The sequence below is a fragment of the Pseudomonas sp. gcc21 genome (assembly GCF_012844345.1).
Taxonomy (GTDB): domain Bacteria; phylum Pseudomonadota; class Gammaproteobacteria; order Pseudomonadales; family Pseudomonadaceae; genus Halopseudomonas.
This window is the reverse complement of the sequence record NZ_CP051625.1, coordinates 3,364,409-3,379,741: the sequence shown is the minus strand read 5'-3', so window position 1 is coordinate 3,379,741 and position 15,333 is coordinate 3,364,409. Positions and strand designations below refer to the sequence as shown.

Here is a 15,333-nt window from a genome sequence, read left to right as displayed (position 1 = left end):
GCCCTTCTGTTTCTGCGGTGCGTTAACGCGGCTCGGAGCGTAGCCCCTTGATGATTGCCACACACCCGGCCAGCAGCACGACCGTGAACGGCAGCCCCGTGGACACCGCCATAGCCTGTAGCGCGACCAGACCGCCGCCAAGCAGCAGCGCAATAGCGATCACCCCTTCGATGATTACCCAGAAAACCCGTTGCGGGGCCGGAGCATTGATCTTGCCACCTGCGGTAATGGCATCAATAACCAGCGAACCGGAGTCCGAGGAGGTGATGAAGAATACAACCACCAGAATGATGCCTATAAAGGAAGTAATCGCCGCCAGGGGAAGCTCGCTCAACATGACGAACAACTGAAGCTCTAGTGCAGCGTCCTGCACCCCGGTGAACCCTGCAGCGAGCTGACTGATACCGGTGCCACCGAAGGCAGTCATCCACAACACTGATATCAGGGTCGGTACCAATAATACCGAAACCAGAAACTCACGAACCGTGCGGCCGCGACTGACCCGGGCGATAAACATACCGACAAAGGGCGACCAGCTGATCCACCATGCCCAGTAAAAGGCAGTCCAGCCCTGACTGAAGTTGGCATCCTCACGTCCGACCGGGTTGGCCAGCGCCGGGAGATGCATCAGGTAGGAGCCAAGGTTCTTGAAGAAGCCGGTCAGAATGGCCAGCGTTGGCCCCATGATAATGATGAAAAACAGCAGCAGAATGGCGAGCCCCATGTTCAGCTCTGACAGCCGCTTGACGCCCTTGTCCAGCCCGGCCAGAACCGATACCAGCGCAACGGCTGTAATCGCGACGATCAGCAGAACCTTTACGGCGTTGGTGGAAGTAATGCCAAACAGATAATCGATGCCACCCGCCGCCTGCTCTGCGCCCAGCCCCAACGAAGTGGCAAGACCGAACAGCGTGGCAAATACTGCGAGCACATCGATCACGTGCCCCGGCCAACCCCAGACCCGCTCACCGAGTATTGGATAGAATATCGAGCGGATACTCATCGGCAGACCTTTGTTGAACGAAAACAAGGCCAGCGCCAGCGCCACGATCGCGTAAATACCCCAGGGATGCAGACCCCAATGGAAGATGGTTGCGGCCATACCCAACCGGGCCGCAGCCTCTGCATCCCCCTCGGCTCCACCCAACGGCGCCCAGTCTGTACGGGCGCCGCTTTCAGCAAATTCCGTTCCTCCCATCGCAGCGGAATAGTGCGACATGGGCTCGGAGACCCCGTAAAACATCAACCCGATGCCCATGCCCGCGGCAAACAGCATCGAGAACCAGCCCAGATAGGTATGGTCCGGCACGGCTTCCTTGCCACCCAGGCGTACCTTGCCCAGCGGAGAAACGATCAGAAACAGGCAGAGAATCACGAAGACGTTGGCCGCTGCGATGAAGAACCAGCTCAAGTGGCCCGTCAGCCAGTCACGAATCGCGTTGAATATGGGTGCCACTTCATTCTGCAATGCCAGGGTCAGCATCACGAATACCAGAATGGTCAGCGAAGAGATCAAAAAGACCTTGCCGTGGATATCCAGCGACAGGGAAAACTCGCCGGTGATATTGTCCTGACCGATTACATAATCGGTATCGATCAGATTGGTCTCGCCACTTGGCGCCGGAATGCCTTCCAGGTTTTCCGGGGCTGGCTGGTCGGAGGGCCGTTCTTTATCCATGTATGGATACTCCTGAAAAAGCGGCCGCGCTTACCACGGCACATAAAGCGAAGACGTCTGTAAGTGTCTGGACCATAGTTCAGCCCGGACCCTCTGACAAGCGCCATACGGGGGCTAGAGAGGTATGCAAGTGTTCAGCTTCACTCTGAAATGAGTGCTGAGCCCCGGCAAGCGGACACGCCAGCTAAGGGGTAGCTAGCCCAATCGGGCGCACATGATATAGGTCTCGGACCCCATGGAATATGAGTATCCATGCACCGGGCCAGATACTGCATCATCGCCCCAGGTATCCAGCGAGGGTATCGTCTCAGGCTTGCACAGGCGCCGAGCGGAGGATCGCCAGCACAGTGCGCGCCGGCATGTTGTAGTCTTTCATAAGTAACTTGAGTTCGTCATTGAAAGCCAGTTCGCTTTGCAGTTGGGTATCCTTTTGCAACGCCTCCAGATGCGCCAATTGCTCGGCGAGCTTGCGCTCGGCGGCGCGGAACTCCGCGAGTTTCGTCATATCCTGCCTATCGGGGTGTAAGTTGGAGAGCCGTCAATTCTACACCAAGAAACATCGCTGTAGACGCCCAGCTCATCAGCTACTAGCCTCATTTGCATGTTCAGATCACTCTTCTATACACGCCTTTTACACAAATCCCCGGCTGTTGCTCTGGTCGGCCTGATACTGACCCATCTATCGGGCTGCTCGGGCAGCGATCCCGCCACTACCCTGCGCACAGAACAACCCATCGAACAGCGAACGGCGACTCGGCACATGGTCTCCGCCGCCCACCCCGCAGCGGTTGAAGCCGGGTTGGACATGCTGCGCCGCGGCGGGCATGCGGTGGACGCAGCTATCGCCGTGCAGATGGTGCTGGGTTTTATCGAGGCGCCCGAGACAGGGATTGGCGGCGGCGGGTTTCTGTTGCTGCATGATGAGCGTGAGCAACGAACGCTGGTCTATGACGGGCGCGAAACCGCACCGCAGGCGGCACGGCCGGACCGGTTCATGACGTTCGGCGTCCCGCATCCCCGGGCATTGACGATCCCCAGCGGCTCTTCCGTCGGAGTACCCGGTCTGATCGCCATGCTGGGCGAAGCGCACAGAGAGCATGGCCAGCTACCCTGGGAGGAGCTGTTCGCGCCAGCCATAACGCTGGCCGAACAGGGCTTGCCCATGCCGCCGCGTCTGGAGAAACAGATCGAATCGGACTGGTCCCTGCGTTTATTTTCCGACACCCGCGATTACTTTCGCAGCCAGACCAGCGAAAGTGAGCCGACTCTGCGCAACCCGCAACTGGCCGATACGATGAGACGGCTCGCTGCAGAAGGACCCGGGGCGTTCTATCAGGGCGAGATGGCCGAACAGTTTGTTGAGCGGGTCAACGATGCGCGCTGGGGCAAAGGCGATATGACCCTTGCAGACCTCGCTGATTACCGGCCGATCGAGCGCGAAGCCGTCTGTGCTCCTTACCGGCAATGGACGGTATGCAGCGCCGGCCCACCCTCCGCCGGCGGCCTGATAGTGCAGCAGGCGCTCGGCATGCTTGAGCATTTCCCGATCGCTGACATGGCGCCCGATGCGCCCGACACTGTGCACCTGATAGCCGAAGCCAGCCGACTGGCATTTGCCGACCGCAATCATTACGTCGGCGACCCCGCCTTCGTGCAGGTGCCGGTAGAGGGGCTACTGAACCGCCAGTATCTGCGTCAACGTGCCGCCTTGATTGACCTGGACCAGGCCATGCAGGTAGCTCGACCCGGCGAACCGGGCCAGCGCCCCGAAATACCTGAAGTCACCCCCAAACCCGAGCCGGAGGAACAGGGAACCTCGCATTTCAGCGTAATCGACGGTAACGGCAATCTGGTTGCGCTGACCAGCTCCAACGAGGCGCCCTTCGGCAGCCGCATGCTCAGTCAGGGCTTCGTGATCAACAACCAACTCAGCGACTTCACCTACGATCCGCAGCTGAACGATCACCCTCATCCCAACGCGGTCGGCCCCGGCAAGCGACCGCGCAGCTCCATGGCGCCGCTGCTCGTGTTCGATCAGCACAACAACATCCGGCTGGTGATCGGCTCGCGCGGCGGTAGCCGTATACCCGGATACGTGCTCAAGACACTGATTGGCGTGCTGGACTGGGAGATGGATATTCAGGATGCCATGGCCCTGCCCAACATCGTCGAGCGGGGGTTGGGCATCGAACTCGAAGCCGGGACCGAGCTTGAAGCCTTGCGTGATGATCTGGAGCAACTTGGACACGAGGTCAGAATCCTTCCCATGACCAGTGGCCTGCATGGCATGGAACGCATCAACGGAATCTGGCGTGGCGGCGCTGATCCCCGTCTGGATGGCGTTGCCTTGGGAGATTGAGACCGGTTTCGCTGTCACACCTTCAAGACAGTTTATTTCGCATCCAGGGAGCCCCGCATGACCACACCGGATACTGCTTTTCCGTTGCCGCCGTGGCGGACAAATGCCAAAGGCAACCTGCGCCGGGTCGGTGTCGAGCTGGAAATGAACGGCCTGGATATTGACCGTCTGGCAGCCGTTGCAGCCAACTTTCTTGAGTGCAAGGTCGAGCCGAGTAGTCGATATGAGCGCACCTTGCGCGGCGATCCGGCCGGCGACTGGGTGGTGGAACTGGATTTTCGCCTGCTCAAGAACATGGGCCGCGAACAGCGCATGGAGGAGGATCTGGGCGATGAAATCAAATCCTCGGCGGAAGACCTGCTGAAATGGGTCGCCGACAGCCTGGTCCCGCTGGAGCTGGTCAGCCCGCCGCTGCCGATGGACCGTCTCGGGGAGGTTAACAAGCTGATCGTCGAGCTACGCGAAGCCGGGGCCAAGGGCACTACCGATCGGGTGGCGAATGCGTTCGGCATGCAATTCAACCCGGAAATGCCTGACACCGAAGCGGAAACTATCTGTGCCTACCTCAAGGCCTTCATGTGTTTGTACGACTGGCTGAATGCCCGCGCCAATATCAACATGACCCGCAAGCTTACCTCCTATGTTGATCCGTTTCCGGCGGTATACGTGCGCCAGGTGATCAATCCCGCCTACCGGCCTAATTTGCCCACGCTGATCAGTGATTATCTGCGCGATAACCCCACGCGTAACAGGGCACTGGATATGCTGCCGCTATTCAAGCATCTGGATCCGCACCGCGTCGCGGCGCATACCGGCGACAAGCTCATCAAGTCGCGCCCCACTCTGCACTACCGCTTGCCCGATTGCCGGATCGACCAGCCGGGATGGGGCATGCATCTCGCCTGGAATGACTGGCTTGAAGTGGAATACCTGGCGGCCGACGCGCCCCGTCTCGAGGCCTGCTGCAGAGCCTATTCCGAACATCTTGAGCGCGGCGTGGGCCGTCTGTTGTCGCGCTGGGCCGAAGAGACCCGCAGGCACTGGTTGCGCAAAGCTGAATGAGCAAACCGATTATCGCGATTACCGGGCCCACACGGGGCGCGTTCGGCCCACGTTTTCTGGTGGCCACGGCGGTGCGCCTTTATGGCGGACAACCGCTGCAGGTGCGGCCGGGCGATCCGATTACCGCGTTGAATTACCATGGTGTGGTGGTAACCGGCGGGCATGATATCGACCCCGTGCTCTATGCCGCGGAGCCCGAGGTGCAGCCCAAGTACGACTCGGAACGTGACGCGCTGGAGATTGCGGTGATCGACGACGCGCTCAAGCGACACTTGCCGCTGCTGGGCATCTGCCGAGGGGCTCAACTACTCAATGCGCGGCGCGGTGGAAACCTGTTCCAGGAGTTGAAATCGCACCGCAAAATGACCTCGAACCGCTGGACCATCCTGCCGCTGAAGACGCTTTTGATCGAACCTGAAACCTTCGTCAGCCGGCTGCTGTGTACTCATCGATGCAAGATCAACAGCCTGCACAACCAGGCCATTGACCGCGTTGGCGTGGATCTGCAGGTAACCGGGCGCGATCTTGACGGCATTGTTCAGGCCATCGAGGACCCAGGACATCCGTTTCTACTAGGCGTCCAATGGCACCCGGAGTTTCTGCTGTTTATCAGCCGGCAGCGACGCATCTTCAAGGCGTTGCTGGCCGCATGCAAAGGACAGCACCCGGTCATTTGATCAGTCGGCGCTCATGCTCAGCCCACTGATCCGGCGCACCGGCTGCGCCACCGCCGCCTCAAAAATCCCCTGCCGCGTTTCCACCAGCGTAAATTGCTGGCTGGCACGGGTAATGCCGGTGTAGACCAGCTCCTTGGTCAATACCGGGCTGCGCGTTTCAGGCAAGATCAGCAGCGTGTGGGCAAACTCGGAGCCCTGGGATTTGTGCACCGTCATGGCGAACACGGTTTCTACTTCGGTCAAGCGGCTGGGCAGAATGAAACGCAAGCCGCCGGAGCCATCATTTCGTGGGAAAGCAACCCGCAACACCAACCGCTCGGGCTCACCTTCACGCAGGGGCTTGTCCTTGATTTTCATGGCGATGCCGATATCGCCATTCATCAATCCCAGGTTGTAATCGTTGCGCGTAACCAGCACCGGCCGTCCTTCATACCAGACCTGACCGGCGTCAAGCAGACCACGTCTCTGCAGGATCTCCGCGATACGCCGGTTCAGATTCTCGATGCCCCAAGGCCCCTTGCGAACCGCGCAGAGCACCTGAAATGCATCGAATGCCGCAAGCACCGACCGCGCCCAATCCTCCCAGCCCCCACTGGCCGCCGGCGTATCAGCGGCGGGACGCTCGGCGGACAGTACATTGAGGTACCGTGCATAGCCCGGCAAACCATCGCCCGACGCACCAAGCATCAGCGTGCTCAACGCGCTGTCTTCAACCGAGCCAAGCAAACGGCTGCGAATATCCGGATACCCTGCACTCAACACGTTGCGTGCAGCGTGAGGGTCGCTGCGATTCACCGCCCGCGCCAGTTCGCCAATGCCGCTCTGGGCACCGAAGCGATGCGAGTGCCGCAACATAACAGTTTGCTGCGCCAGGGGATGCTGCTGCGCATCGCCCTCCTCCAGACCCGCCGGCGCCAGCGATTGGCCGCCAATCTGCTCCAGCCATTGGCGAGTTTGCAGCGAATAGCGCCCTGCCTCGGCATCGCGGCACAGATCGCCCAGCACCGCACCCGCCTCCACTGAAGCCAGCTGATCCTTGTCGCCCAGTAATACCAGACGCGCGTGCGCCGGTAGCGCTCCGAGCAGGTTGGCCATCATTTCCAGATCGATCATCGAGGCTTCATCGACCACCAGTACGTCCAGTGGCAGCGGGTTGCCGGCGTGATGACGGAAATGCCGCGTGTCCGGGCGACTCCCCAGCAGGCGATGGACTGTGGTTACCTGCGTGGGGATTTCTTCGAGCACCGCCGGACTGAGCGTCAGCTGCCCGACCTGCCTGCCAATCGACTCGGTCAGACGCGCTGCCGCTTTGCCGGTGGGCGCAGCCAGACGAATGCGCAAGGGGCGGCCTGCGTTGACCGCGGGTTCCTGCAGCAGCGCCAGCAGCCGCACCACGGTGGTGGTCTTGCCCGTCCCGGGCCCGCCGGTGATGATGCTGAACGCGCCGCGCGCCGCTACTGCACAGGCAAGCTTCTGCCAGTCCGGCTGCGTCTGACTGCCGGCGAACAACCGCTCCAACCCTTGCTCAAAACCCTCGGGCAGTAACACCGGCCGATTCAGCCGCTGACGCAGCGAGTCCATTACCTGACGCTCGTACCGCCAATAGCGGCGCAGATAGAGCCGTGCCCCACGCAACACCAGCGGTTCGCCGCAATCCGCACCCGCTCCGCTGTCCACCAAGCGGCTGGCCGCGAGTAGTGCCAGCCAATCCGCTGCCTGCACCGGAGCAAGCACCTGCGATGGAAGCGTGACGCCCAGTGCGGCCTCGTCGCCCTCCGGTGGTAACGACAGCGCGAAGTCGGGCGCGCGCAAGGTTTCGCCGATATCCAGACACACGTGTCCATGCCCAAGCTGATGGCTGGTCAGCGCGGCGGCCATCAGCGTCAAGGGCGCGCTATGGGCGTCCAGTTCGAGCATGAAGGCAGCCAGCGCACGGTCAAGCGCGCGCAACCAGCCAAGCTCGACCCACTGATCCAGCAATGCCAGCGTGGAATGGATGTCCTCCAGGGCGCCCTCACCCAGCTCGTTTGCACGCGGTGCCTGGTTGGAATCGATCTCAGGGCTGCTGAGCAGATCAAGTTGTTCGACACTCATGACACCACCTCATCCAGCACCAAAGACTCACCGGCGAACAACCGGTCCAGCGATTCGATGAGCTCGCGAGGCGGACGGCAATGCCAGATGCCCGCGTTCTCCGCTGCACCGCCCCGCACAAACCAGTACACCGCGCCACCCACGTGCCGGTCGTAGTCATAACCCGGCAGGCGGGCCTTGAGCTGGCGATGTAGCGCCAGCAGATAAAACACGAACTGGAGATCGTAGCGGTGCTCAAGCACAGCCGACTGCATTGCCGCTTCGGTATAGGCCGTTTCGTCCTGGCCCAGCCAGTTGGATTTGTAATCAACCACGTAGTAGCGCGACTCATGTTCGCATACCAGATCGATGTAGCCCTTGAACAGACCGTTGAGCCGCTCCGGCGCCAGTGGGGCACGCGGCTGGCCCGGCAGCACGTAGCGCTGCACCAGCTCATCCAGCTGCTGGCCATCCACGCGATTGGCGGCAAACAGAAATTCCATCTCGGCCTGGTATTGCCCGGACTCCAGCCCCGCCAGGCGCAGTTCATCGGCACCCGGCAACGGCCAAGGCCGGTTGATCAAACCGCCCAGCCATTCAGCCAATGGCGTGACCCACTGCTCCCAGCCGCGGCGCACACAGCGCGGGCGAAGTAGTTGTTCACAGGCGCTTGCGGTTGCCAGCCTGTTGAAGCCTTCCGTGCCCGCCAGCTCAAGCAAACCATGCAGAAAGGTGCCGGGGCCGGGGCCGCGGGGGAAGCGGTGAATCGTAGCCTGCTCTCCCGCCCGCAGCGGCACGAAGACTGAGTGGCGTTCGTCATCGGTGGCTTTCTGCGCAGCCGGGCTATCCGGCGCAGCATCGTCCGAGCGGGTGCGCTGCAGCACTCTGTCATCGGGGCGCAAGGCACTGTACGAGGCTATCCACCAATGCTCCGCCGCGCGCCGCTGCGTATGCCGGGCGTGCAGCTCCGGAGCGGGGCCCATCAGCGGCTGGAAGCATTCGCCCGAAATATCAGGCGCTGGCTGCGCCTCGACGATGCCTGGCGCAGCCCACTGCGCCAGCAGCTCCGGCAAAACGGCGGAGGACATCAACGGCTGCCCACCGCTTAACAACTGCCCCACCGCGGAACGGTGCAGGATTGAAGCCTTGCCGTTGCCGTGTTTGATGTCAGCCATGCCCAGCCAGCAGGCGTGCCGCGCTCGGGTCAGGGCTACATAGAGAAGACGCAGGTCCTCGGCGAGCCGTTCGGCGTCGGCCTGCTCCACTTCGTCTTCGGTCGGCTCCAGCACCAGTCTCGCGGTCGCGCCATCATGCAGACGGAGCGGCGCGTCCTTGTTCACTGGCCTGACGCCGCAGATAAAGGGCAAAAATACCAGCGGGTATTCCAGGCCCTTGGATTTGTGAATGGTCACCACCTTGACCAGCGCCGCATCACTTTCCAGACGCAGGATCTGTTCATCCGACGCACTGGCGGAAGGGTTCGCCAGCAGTTCGGCCAGATGGCGCACCAGTGCCTGCTCACCGTCCAGCTCCCGCGAGGCTTGCTGCAACAGCTCTGCCAGATGCAGCAGATTGGTCAGGCGTCGCTCGCCATCGCTTTCGGCCAGCAGGCGTGCCGGCAACCCGAAGTCATGGATAATTTTGCGCAGCATGGGCAACACGCCCTGGCGCAGCCAGACCCGGCGGTAGTCGCGGAACTGGAATACTCGCTGCTCCCAGATGCGTTCGTCCTGGTTCAACTCGTCCAGTACCGTCCAGGTCAGCCCGAGCGTGGCGCTGGCCAGCGCCGCTCTCAGCAGGCGGTCGTTATCCGGCTCGGCGCAGGCACGCAGCCAGCGCAACACATCTGCTGCCTCACCGGTGGCCAGCACCGAATCCTTGTCCGAGAGATACACGCTGCGCACGCCCCGCGCTGCCAGTTCGCTGCGGATCGCCTGTGCCTCACGGAAACCGCGCACCAATACGGCCATATCGGCGGGACGCACCCCGCGCATCCCGGAGGAATCCACGAAACCAGCCTGATTCTGCTGTCCAAGATTGAGCAGGCGCACCATCTCGCTGGCGCAGCGGGCGGCCATTTCCTGTTGATAGACGCCGCCGGCCAGCGGCTCTTCACTTGGCAGATGCCAGGCGGTCAACGCTGGCGGGGTTTGATCTTCCACGCTCCAGACTTCCGGTCGTCCCTTGGCTGCGACTTCAATAAACGGCAAAGGTCGCTCGTCACCGTCGGCAAACAGAAAGGCTCCACGACCATCCGGACGTTTTTCAGCGAGTTCAAACACTCGGTTAACCGCCTGCACCATGGAATGGCTTGAGCGGAAGTTGGTATCCAGATTCTCGTGGCGTCCCGCGGTGGCTTTCTTGGCCTGCAGATAGGTATGAATATCCGCGCCGCGGAAGGCGTAGATCGCCTGCTTGGGATCGCCAATCAGAAACAATCCGTACTCGGGATCGTTGTCGGTTACGCGATACACGCGGTCGAAGATCCGGTACTGCAGCGGATCGGTGTCCTGGAATTCATCGATCAGGGCGACCGGAAACTGCCGGCGAATGACATCGGCCAGCCGCTCGCCGTTCGCGCCGTGCAGCGCCACATCAAGCCGGGCAAGCATGTCATCAAAACCCATTTCGGCGCGGCGGCGCTTTTCCTGCTCGAAACGCCTAAGGATCCAGCTCGCAGCGTGGCGCAAGGCCTGCTCTGCCGGATTGGGTAAGCCAGCAAGCCTGAGTTCAAGGGTTTCCATAGCGGTTAGAGCTTGCTTGATCGTATCGCTCAGTTCCAATACCACCCCTTTCTTGCAAGCGTCCTGCAACCCTTCGTGCGTGAGACGTTTGAAAAAGCCAGGCTTGCTACTGCCGTCCTTGAACGATAACTCCGCGCTATCGCTTGCACACCAGTCGCGCAAGCGTCGAAGACGCTCATGAATCAGTGCGGGCTTCACCTTGTTGGCATTGAAATTTCCGGCTTCGCAAGCCTGCTCGAAAAACTGTTGTAGGTCTTCCAGCCATTGCGGCCAAGGCGCTTTCAGTTGCTTCAGTTCAGCGGCGCAGTCTTCCAGCACAGGCTCGATTACGTCTCGCAGGCTATGCCCACTCTCGCTCGCCGGCTCTCCCAACAACACTTTGGCCCGAGCGAGCAGAGCGTCCGGCTTTCGCCAGTTTCCCACTACCCATTTCAACGCTGGACCGCGCAAGCTATAACACTGCTGCCGCCAGTAATCGCGCACCACTTCGGCCAGCAGTTCACTGTGATCGGTCTCCAGCTGCTGGGTGAACAGGCTGCCACTATCGAACGCATGCTCACGCAGCATGCGCTGGCACCAGCTATGAATGGTCGAGACGGCGGCCTGATCCATCCACTGCGCAGCAATATCCAGCCGACGGGCGCAGGCAGGCCAATCCATTGCATCATAATCATCCAGCAGGCCCTGCAGGACGGCGTCGGCATTAGCCAGCTCACCGCGAAATGCCTGTGCCGCTTCTACCAGTCGTGCGCGAATGCGGTCGCGCAACTCGCGGGTCGCCGCATCGGTAAAGGTGACCACCAGAATTTCCGGCGGCAACAGCTCGCGGCCCAGCCCTGCCTCACTTCCGCCGTGGCCCAGCACCAGCCGTAAATACAATGCCGAAATGGTGAAGGTCTTGCCGGTGCCGGCGCTGGCCTCGATCAGCCGGCTACCGCGCAGGGGGAAACGCAGCGCTAGGGGGCGCGCATCCATGCTCATGCTGTTTCCTCCGAAGACTCGTGAATCACCACCAGCTCGTCGAGGCTGGCCTGCACCAGCGGAGCGTACAGCCGGTCACAGTACAGCGCGAATTCGCCGCTCTGGTTGAGGCTGGCGAAATCAGGATACTGCCGCTGCAGTACCGCGCTTCTACCCACCTCCCCGCCAGAATTCCAGTTGCCTTCGTAGGCTTTTATGGCCTCGGCTTCGGCATTCGCTTCGTCCTTTTTGGCCAGGCCCTTGAGCCAGGCAAAGGCGGTATCGGGTACACAGGGCAAGGGACGCTCCAGGCCCGATTGATACTCTTCAAGCCAGGTACTCAATACCTGTTCTGCCCATTCCTGCGCCAGGGGTTTGAAATGCATCGAGGCGTCCCCCGCTACCACGTAGCTGTGCAATGCATAGCCGCTGGCGCAGGCCACCACATGGGTGGTCCAGTCGGCCAGCAGCTTGCGCCACTTCGGACCGGTTTTCTTGTCGAGAACCTTCCCTGGTGCCAGGCGAATCCGCGCCAGTGCGTTGCCATGCAGAGCACCGCGCAGGCCGCTCAACCAGCTGGTCAGCTGCAATGCACCGTGCCGACCGTGCAACGGCATGGGTGTTTCCTGCTCGGCGCCCCAGCTGGCGCACAGACTCTGATAGGTACGCAGCTGATCTCCCAGCGGCGAAAGCAACTCGCCGGATGCCAGGTCGCCAAAACCGGCCAGCGGAAACTGCCCCTGCCCCTTGAGTCTGTCAGCAAAACCCTGCAGTGCCTGGTCGATATCGACATCCGGCTCCAGGCGCTGGGCAAGCTCCAGGATGGCCTGGCTAAGTTGGTAGGTCTGCAGCCCGTCCAGAGCGAAGGGCTCATGGTCGATCAGGTTTTCGGTACGGTCATCGAGGTAGACCTTGAGCCGCGCGCTGTAAAAATGCGCCACGGGATTGCGCAGGAAGCGCTGCAGAGTTTCGAGCTCGATGGGTGCTTCCGGGGGCACTGCCTGCAACGCCGTGTCTGCCTGGACCTCAGTCGGCGCAAGGTGCATCGGCAGCCACTCGCCGGCGTAACTGAACAGCTCACTGCCGTCCTGGAAGTAGCGCTTGCTGAAGGGTTGCAGCGGGTGTTCGATGGTCAGCGCATCCAGCAGGTCGCCTCGCTCTTGCGCCAAGCGCCAGCCGGAATGCAGATAATCGCGCAATTGCCCGACCAACACCGAAGCCGGACGCTCGCTATTGTCACGAATGCTGCGCCCGATCCAGCTTATATAAAGCCGCTCGCGCGCGGACAGCAGCGCCTCCAGTAGCAGATAGCGGTCATCCTCCCGGCGCGAGCGGTCGCCGGGCCGATAATCCCGGCCCATCAGATCGAAATCCAAAGGCGGCTGCGCGCGCGGGTAGTCTCCGTCATTCATGCCCAGTAGGCAGATACGTCGGAATGGAATTGCGCGCATGGGCATCAGAGTACAGAAGTTGACCGCGCCCGCCAGAAAGCGCTGGCTGAGCTGGCTTTGTTCCACCGCGCCGAGCCAGGCTTCACGCGCCACGTTAAGCGGCAAGGCATCTTCCAGCGCCACGCTCTCACAAAGCTCCAGCCAGCTGTCGAGGCCTTCCTGCAACTGGGTCAGCAGGCGCTCATCGCGCTCGGTATCGGCCCGGAAGAAAGCCTCAAGCAGATTGCGCAAGCGTTCGCCCCAGACCGCGCAACTGGCTTGCCCGGCCAGCTCGGTGCAGCTGTGATCCAGCGTGTCGAGCAGCTTTACCAGGGGTCCGATCAATGCCGCATCCAGCCCGCCAATTTCATCGTAGGGTTCAATGTCGCCACAAGGTTCACCGGCACCCACCGCATAGCCGAGCAACATCCGGCGCAGTCCGAAGCGCCAGGTGTTGGCGTGCAGACCGGCCGGCAGGCCGAGCTCAGCGCGACGTTCGGCGTCGAGCCCCCAGCGTATACCGGCACCTTCGATCCAACGACGCAGCGTGGGCAGGTCGCTTTCATGAATTCCAAAGCGCTGACGCAGTGCCGGCACATCCAGCAGGTCAAGTACTTCACTGACCGGCAGACGGCTGTCGGGCAATCTCAGCAGATGCTCCAGCGCGATCAGCAGAGGATCAACACCGCGCTGCCCCTGATCCGCCAAGGTGAAGGGGATGAAGCGTTCGTCCTCGATCCCGTATTGTCCAAACACCGCCAGAATATGCGGCGCATAGGTATTCACGTCCGGGACCATGACGATGATGTCGCGCGGCCGCAGGCTGGGGTCGGCATTGAACCAGTCGAGCAGCTGGTCATGCAGTATTTCCACCTCGCGCTGCGGGCTGTGGCCCAGATGAAAGCGCAGGGATTGATCGGTAGAGGGATCCACCGCAGGCCAGAGCTCGCGCGTTTCGGCCAAAGGCCGCAGGTCGAGAATGTCATCCTGTAGCTGGCCAAGCAGATGGCTGGTATCAGGTGCGTCAAACAGGTCGATGCGGCCACCATTGAGACCAGCAAACTGCGCTTCATAGCTGGCGCGGTCATCGTGGCTGTCGAGCAGATTGATGTAGTCCCGACCTTGTTTGCCCCAGGCAGCGAGCAGCGGGTGCGCATGCTGATGCAGGCTGTATTCATCCAGCTGCGCCGGGGTACCTGGACGTCGCTGCTGTCGCTGGTATTGATGCCGCAACAGATCCTGATCGCCGACGATGTCGCCCCAGTGATGCTGGCAGGGGTTGAGTACGCACAACAGCACCTGACTGAAACGCCCGACCGCTGCCAGCGCCTCGAGATACTGCGCCGGCAGTGACGAGATTCCAAACACGATGACCCGGCGCGGCAACCCTGCCGGGCGCTCGGTTGCGCTTTGCAGAGCCTCGACAAAGCGCGGGTGAATACCCGCGCGGCTGTCGGCCAGCCGCGCCGCGCCGACATCTTCAAGCAGCGCGCGCCATAGCGCCGGTTGCCAGCGGTCCGCAGGCTCCAGCTGTTTTACACCGTCGCGCGCATGACGTACCTGATCGCGTCCTGCCGCCCAGTCGGTCAGCCAGTCGGCGCGGTAGACCTGATATTGGTCGAACAGGTCGGCCAAACGCTCCGATAACTGGTAGCGCTTGCGGCAATCATCATCGTCAGCCAGAAAACGCTGCAACGGTTCAAAGTCAGGCTGATCCATCAGCGCGGGCAACAGACGCATCAGCCGCCAGGTCAGAGGTGCTTTATCCAGTGGTGAGGTGGTGGGTACCGCTTCTGCCCCCAGCACGCTGCGGTACGCCTGCCACAGGAACCGCGCGGGTAACTGCACATCGAACGCCGCGGCGATTCCACAGCCGCTGCTTTCATCGTCCGTCACGTCAGCCGCCAGTGCCTGCTTGAGCCACTGAGCAATACCGTTGCTCTGCACCAGCACCACTTCGTTTTCCAGCGGGCGCAAAGGGTGCCCCGCCACCCAGCTGACCACCAGTTGACGAAGCGACTCCAGACGATTGCCATGGATAATCATCAGGCCCGGATTGAGCGGTTCGGTTTGCGGCATGAATGCTCCGTAACAGACTGGACGATCGGGCGAGCCGCCCGGCCGTATTGCAATGTGCGCATAGTATCAGGCCGGACTACGACATTTGGCGTCGCAACCACTCATCGGAACTAACACACGTATTCAGCTGTCAGTTCCGGGTGATCCGATGCATTCAGCGGCGCTTTGTTTATCTCAGCCAGATCATGCCAGACCTCAATGCAACGAACTATCGCGGCCCCGCTCCGACTGGAGCATGTTGTGGTGAGCCCGACGTGCCAGGAATGTTTCG

Annotated in this window: 8 protein-coding genes; 3 read left to right on the top strand and 5 right to left on the bottom strand. The window is 61.5% G+C overall.

The genetic code is table 11. The features are described from left to right. Positions 1-22: 22 nt before the first annotated feature. The gene (locus HG264_RS15635) at positions 23-1,678 is read right to left on the bottom strand and encodes a BCCT family transporter (RefSeq protein WP_169408475.1); all 1,656 of its coding nucleotides are present in this window, start codon (positions 1,676-1,678) and stop codon (positions 23-25) included. A gap of 307 nt (positions 1,679-1,985) precedes the next feature. Beyond that, on the bottom strand, positions 1,986-2,183 hold the full coding sequence (locus tag HG264_RS15630) for a hypothetical protein (protein ID WP_169408474.1): 198 nt from the start codon (positions 2,181-2,183) through the stop codon (positions 1,986-1,988). A gap of 96 nt (positions 2,184-2,279) precedes the next feature. Here HG264_RS15630 and ggt point away from each other — a divergent pair, with 96 nt between their 5' ends. The 3 genes from ggt to HG264_RS15615 are packed head-to-tail and all read left to right on the top strand — an operon-like array spanning position 2,280 to position 5,776. Then, on the top strand, positions 2,280-4,037 hold the full coding sequence (gene ggt / locus HG264_RS15625) for a gamma-glutamyltransferase (protein WP_169408473.1): 1,758 nt from the start codon (positions 2,280-2,282) through the stop codon (positions 4,035-4,037). 57 nt (positions 4,038-4,094) lie between these two features. Continuing rightward, positions 4,095-5,099, top strand: coding sequence for an amidoligase family protein (locus HG264_RS15620; RefSeq protein ID WP_169408472.1), 1,005 nt, complete (start codon positions 4,095-4,097; stop codon positions 5,097-5,099). Next, the gene (locus HG264_RS15615) at positions 5,096-5,776 is read left to right on the top strand and encodes a gamma-glutamyl-gamma-aminobutyrate hydrolase family protein (protein ID WP_169408471.1); all 681 of its coding nucleotides are present in this window, start codon (positions 5,096-5,098) and stop codon (positions 5,774-5,776) included. Before HG264_RS15620 ends, HG264_RS15615 begins: the two co-directional genes overlap by 4 nt. Here HG264_RS15615 and recD read toward each other — a convergent pair whose 3' ends face one another. From recD to recC, 3 genes are read right to left on the bottom strand one after another with little or no spacing between them, the layout of a single operon-like run. Further along, positions 5,777-7,870 (bottom strand): exodeoxyribonuclease V subunit alpha, encoded by a 2,094-nt coding sequence (recD, locus tag HG264_RS15610; protein WP_169408470.1) that lies wholly within the window; start codon positions 7,868-7,870, stop codon positions 5,777-5,779. It abuts the gene before it with no gap. Then, the gene (recB, locus tag HG264_RS15605; RefSeq protein ID WP_169408469.1) at positions 7,867-11,574 is read right to left on the bottom strand and encodes an exodeoxyribonuclease V subunit beta; all 3,708 of its coding nucleotides are present in this window, start codon (positions 11,572-11,574) and stop codon (positions 7,867-7,869) included. Before recB ends, recD begins: the two co-directional genes overlap by 4 nt. Continuing rightward, complete coding sequence (gene recC, locus HG264_RS15600) at positions 11,571-15,062, bottom strand: exodeoxyribonuclease V subunit gamma (protein ID WP_169408468.1); 3,492 nt, start codon at positions 15,060-15,062, stop codon at positions 11,571-11,573. Before recC ends, recB begins: the two co-directional genes overlap by 4 nt. Between the last annotated feature and the right edge of the window lie 271 nt (positions 15,063-15,333).

Bases quoted from the DNA above. Each gene is read 5' to 3' on its own strand.
- HG264_RS15630 (WP_169408474.1), bottom strand. From the start codon at position 2,183: ATGACGAAACTCGCGGAGTTCCGCGCCGCCGAGCGCAAGCTCGCCGAG.
- HG264_RS15615 (WP_169408471.1), top strand. From the start codon at position 5,096: ATGAGCAAACCGATTATCGCGATTACCGGGCCCACACGGGGCGCGTTC.
- recD (WP_169408470.1), bottom strand. From the start codon at position 7,870: ATGAGTGTCGAACAACTTGATCTGCTCAGCAGCCCTGAGATCGATTCC.
- HG264_RS15620 (WP_169408472.1), top strand. From the start codon at position 4,095: ATGACCACACCGGATACTGCTTTTCCGTTGCCGCCGTGGCGGACAAAT.
- HG264_RS15635 (WP_169408475.1), bottom strand. From the start codon at position 1,678: ATGGATAAAGAACGGCCCTCCGACCAGCCAGCCCCGGAAAACCTGGAA.
- recC (WP_169408468.1), bottom strand. From the start codon at position 15,062: ATGCCGCAAACCGAACCGCTCAATCCGGGCCTGATGATTATCCATGGC.
- ggt (WP_169408473.1), top strand. From the start codon at position 2,280: ATGTTCAGATCACTCTTCTATACACGCCTTTTACACAAATCCCCGGCT.
- recB (WP_169408469.1), bottom strand. From the start codon at position 11,574: ATGAGCATGGATGCGCGCCCCCTAGCGCTGCGTTTCCCCCTGCGCGGT.